This is a genomic window from Novosphingobium sp. SG751A (assembly GCF_013149295.1).
GTDB lineage: Bacteria > Pseudomonadota > Alphaproteobacteria > Sphingomonadales > Sphingomonadaceae > Novosphingobium.
The window spans coordinates 1-3,779 of record NZ_JABGCB010000051.1 but is presented as its reverse complement, the minus strand read 5'-3'; the positions used below and the strand labels follow the sequence as shown (position 1 = coordinate 3,779).

The window sequence follows — 3,779 nt, the reverse complement described above, 5'->3', positions numbered from 1 at the left end:
GCGGTTTCTCCAGGTTCGAGCTTCGCAACCCAAACCTATCCGAAAATCACGGTGACCACCTCAACCCCAGCTACACCACGACATGGGACGCGATCTTAGCCGATCCCATTTTGGCTGGTGATGCCTGAGGGCCGATGGCGATCCGGCAACGCAAATTATCCTGCGGACAGAAGATCTATTGTCACGGCCGATAATGTGAAGTGTCCTTCGATGGCGCCCTTATCCAGAAACGTGCGGAATTCAACCGGCAGCCACGGCCTATGAATTTCAAAAGTATCGGAAAAGCAGAATTTTCCGGACTGATTGATATGTACAATATCTTTGGTCGCAACTTTGCCATCGGCAATCACATCAAAGCGAAATGAGTTGGTGGTCAGGCTACCGCTGGTTTCGAATTCAAAGACGACCTGCCATCGCCCGACAGGAAGATAGAGAAATGGCCCAAAGGTGAGACAACGGGCTGGTCCTACCAGATCGAACTTTCCATCGGTCTGAGCAAAAGGGGGGCTGCCATTGGTAAACACCTGCAACGGAAGCGAAAGCTTGGTGGCCGTTTCCATGCGGGCAGCATTATAGAAATGCGCCAGTTGCGCGATGGCCAAACTTGTGGCGAGATCGCTCTGCCTCCCCCTAATCTCGTGGAGGCTTGGCAAGGTTATGATTTCCGCCACGCCAGCAGGGACGGCATCAGATACATCACTGATAACACCGCCCGATTGGTCCGGACCAGCATCGGGAAACGGTTTGATCGACCGATCCATGGCAAGCAGTTGCCAACAGCCGACCTGTGCCATTGCAACAGTCCGGACTGCATCTATCATCGCAACGCCATGAATTTTCATATATTCATGGCACGATGCATCAAAATCTGTCGACACGGGAATAAGCGGAAAACTGGATTTCCGTGTAAATTCGACGATTTCACTATTAGGAAGGTCTGTTAGAAGCACCAATGGAATATCAGTTTTCTTCAGAATTTCTTGAACAACTTCAGAATTATCATTCAAGCTTACCAGATTACATTCGCCAATTTTTTTAGAAATAAGATCTCTATACTTATGAGCGACAGCATAGGTATTTGAATGCGGTAATCCAAAAATCAATCCCTTAACCTGAACAGCTTGGTTCACGATCAGAGCTAGGTCTTGTGTCATATAGTCGAATTCCGTCGCTTTTTCAGGCTGTGCTGAGGGGGCAAACACGGTTGGACTTAGGATCTGAACGCCTCTCCGTCTTTTGGAAATGTCCCAATGAATCTTGAAAAGGCACTATCGATCATTGTCTTCGCGATGGTTATGCGGCCTTCGATTGGGGGTCAATGGGGTCATGAGCCAGCGCGGGTAACTTACGACGGCAACCCTGCTGACTGAGCAGGCGCTTCGATATTGGGCCGGAGCGGTAACCATTTACCAACACACTCAAAGTCGTGAGCCGTCGCTGCCAATTGCGATTGCGCTAGCAAAACTGGCTCGCCGGGATAATGGCATTGCGCCCAGCAAGACCGCTGCCTTGCTCTTCGAAGCGGCACCACCGGCTTGGGCAGCGGCAGCGGCGCGGGATTGCCGCCCGCTTTATCACTTAGGCTTCGGTTCAAAAGTTGATTGAAAAAGCCAAAGGCGATCTGCCGGGTGGCGTGCCCCAATTCTGCTTTCATCATGGAAGCCAGCCGGGCCATAATACCCTAGCTTTCCATATGCGCGATATGGAAGCGATAATTCTTGAAAAGACTGGTGCACCCGACAGGATTCGAACCTGTGACCCCTGCCTTCGGAGGGCAGTACTCTATCCAGCTGAGCTACGGATGCGCACGAGTTGATTGCGCGGTTAGCAGCGCTTGACCGCCATGGCCAGAGATTTTCGCTTCGTGGCAAAAACTTTGGCGCATTAGGCTTTTGGCAAGAGCTAGTTTCTATAAAGTAGGAGTCATGGAACCTGCGCCTTTCCCTTCCGATGCTCCGGCCCCATCGGGGGCTTTGCCCGGTGATACCGATTCTCTGGGCGCCGATCCTTTGGGAATGCGCTGGGGCGCTCTGCGCGAAGCCGCGCGGGCGATCGGGGCGCTGGCGGGGGGAAATTCGGCCCAAGAAGTGACCGCGCTGCTGGCATTTCCGGCCGGTTTGCGCCGGGCCGATCCACGCCGGGCGCGGTTGATCGAACAATCCATTGGCGATCTGGTGGCGATTATGGAGCCGGGCGTGGCCGCGCTGCTTGCCGTGCATGAACGCGGCGGCGATGTGAGACCTGCAGCGCGCGCGCTGTGGCAGGAGTTCACCTCGGCGCGCGGCGGCTTGCTGGCGCTGGTGCCCCCGGGCGACGATCAGGGCTTGTAAGTTCGCGTTCTGTTCCTAAAATGGCAGGATGGATATTCCGCCTGATTCGCTGACCGCCGGCAATCTTACGCCCGATGCTCTGGCTGTCGCGCGCGGCATTGGCCGCCTGTTTGCCCGCAACGATATCTGGTGCATGGCCGAAATGCCGCTGCGCAACGGACGGCGGGCCGACCTGATGGGCATCGATGCCAAGGGACAGGTCATCATCGTCGAAATCAAAGTGGCCCGCGCCGACCTGATGGGCGACGGCAAATGGACAGACTATCTCGACCATTGCGACCGCTTCTTCTGGGGGTTGGCCAGCCACCTCGACCGCGCCTGCATGGAAAGCGAAGCCTTTCGCCCCGACCAGTGCGGGCTGATCGTGGCCGATGGCTATGACGCCGAAATCCTGCGGCCCGCGCCCCTCATGCCGTTGGCCCCCGCGCGGCGCAAGGTCGAGGTCGAGCGGTTGGCGCGGGCGGCCTTGCGGCGGCAGGCGGTGGCGCTGGATCCGCGGATCGGGCAGTGGGGTGGGGCTTAGGAAGGTTAAAGGGAAGAAATGATGCGAGGGTCTAGCTGTCTGGTTGCGACACATCATTGGCATAGTATAAGATGTCGTCGACTTGCTTCATAAGATCGTCGGGCGCCGACGGTTTGTAAAGAGGATTAGCTAGGCGGCTTGGACAAATTCAGTCATGTATCAGGCTTGGGCGCTGGGGGGCGACTGATCTCCCATGATAATGCCTACCTTAGCGCTCAGATGGACTGGCAACGCTTGGACCAGCCCGAGCAATTCATCGTCAGGCAGTGCCGCAAAGATTAATACGATCAAACCTCTGCCATCTTCCTCGATCATCATGGGAGAGTAGCCGCGGGCTTTGAGATGAGCGAGGGCAGCCGCTTCGTTCTCTGGGAGGACGCTGAATCGGGCGGGTATTGACTTTACCATTCCGCTTATCTGCCTCCTAATTAGCGTTGCCGCAATTGACGCGACCGATGTTAATTGATTCAAGACTCCATTTTGGAGGCAGGCTTGAGCAGGGGCGATCTCACCGAGGCAGAATGGCGCGTTCTGAAGGGCCTGCTGCCGATCAAGCCTGAGAACCGTGGTCGCGGCAGGCTGCCCGAGCAGAACCGCTCCATCATCAACGGCATTCTCTGGCGGCTACGCTGCGGCGCTCCGTGGCGCGACGCCCCACCCAAATATGGTAGCTGGAACACGATCTATCGTCGGTTCCGGCGGTGGAATGAGGCCGGGGTCTGGGAGACCGTCGCCGTGACGTTGGCCGAGATCATGGCCGACAGCGGCCACTACAGCATCGACAGCACTACCATCCGCGCCCACGTCTCGGCAGCGGGCGGAGCCAAAGGCCAGATGGAGTAACGGTCGGGTTTCAGTTGCACAGTTCAGTTACTGGGTTGGCGACCTCCCGATATGATGGTTGTGCGGCGTCAGCGGTAGGGCTG

The 3,779-nt window shown here is 56.5% G+C and carries 5 protein-coding genes and 1 tRNA gene; 3 read left to right on the top strand and 3 right to left on the bottom strand.

Annotated features, from left to right (window positions below; all coding sequences use genetic code 11):
• Positions 1-155: 155 nt before the first annotated feature.
• The 3 genes from FHW96_RS25725 to FHW96_RS25715 all read right to left on the bottom strand — a co-directional run bounded on the left by FHW96_RS25725 (position 156) and on the right by FHW96_RS25715 (position 1,805).
• Positions 156-1,154, bottom strand: coding sequence for a hypothetical protein (locus FHW96_RS25725; protein WP_172343414.1), 999 nt, complete (start codon positions 1,152-1,154; stop codon positions 156-158).
• A gap of 191 nt (positions 1,155-1,345) precedes the next feature.
• Positions 1,346-1,657, bottom strand: coding sequence for a hypothetical protein (locus tag FHW96_RS25720; protein WP_172343413.1), 312 nt, complete (start codon positions 1,655-1,657; stop codon positions 1,346-1,348).
• A gap of 71 nt (positions 1,658-1,728) precedes the next feature.
• Positions 1,729-1,805, bottom strand: a tRNA-Arg gene (locus FHW96_RS25715).
• Between the two features lie 120 nt (positions 1,806-1,925).
• Between FHW96_RS25715 and FHW96_RS25710 the strand changes: the two genes are divergently transcribed.
• The 3 genes from FHW96_RS25710 to FHW96_RS25700 all read left to right on the top strand — a co-directional run bounded on the left by FHW96_RS25710 (position 1,926) and on the right by FHW96_RS25700 (position 3,696).
• Positions 1,926-2,330 (top strand): hypothetical protein, encoded by a 405-nt coding sequence (locus FHW96_RS25710; protein ID WP_172343412.1) that lies wholly within the window; start codon positions 1,926-1,928, stop codon positions 2,328-2,330.
• Between the two features lie 28 nt (positions 2,331-2,358).
• Positions 2,359-2,853: an MmcB family DNA repair protein gene (locus tag FHW96_RS25705; RefSeq protein ID WP_172343411.1), complete on the top strand. Its 495-nt coding sequence runs from the start codon at positions 2,359-2,361 to the stop codon at positions 2,851-2,853.
• 549 nt (positions 2,854-3,402) lie between these two features.
• Complete coding sequence (locus tag FHW96_RS25700) at positions 3,403-3,696, top strand: transposase (RefSeq protein WP_371815818.1); 294 nt, start codon at positions 3,403-3,405, stop codon at positions 3,694-3,696.
• Positions 3,697-3,779: the final 83 nt, after the last annotated feature.

What these genes read in the sequence shown, in the direction of transcription:
- FHW96_RS25725 (WP_172343414.1), bottom strand. Translation starts at nt 1,154, where the DNA reads ATGACACAAGACCTAGCTCTGATCGTGAACCAAGCTGTTCAGGTTAAG.
- FHW96_RS25705 (WP_172343411.1), top strand. Translation starts at nt 2,359, where the DNA reads ATGGATATTCCGCCTGATTCGCTGACCGCCGGCAATCTTACGCCCGAT.
- FHW96_RS25710 (WP_172343412.1), top strand. Translation starts at nt 1,926, where the DNA reads ATGGAACCTGCGCCTTTCCCTTCCGATGCTCCGGCCCCATCGGGGGCT.
- FHW96_RS25720 (WP_172343413.1), bottom strand. Translation starts at nt 1,657, where the DNA reads ATGATGAAAGCAGAATTGGGGCACGCCACCCGGCAGATCGCCTTTGGC.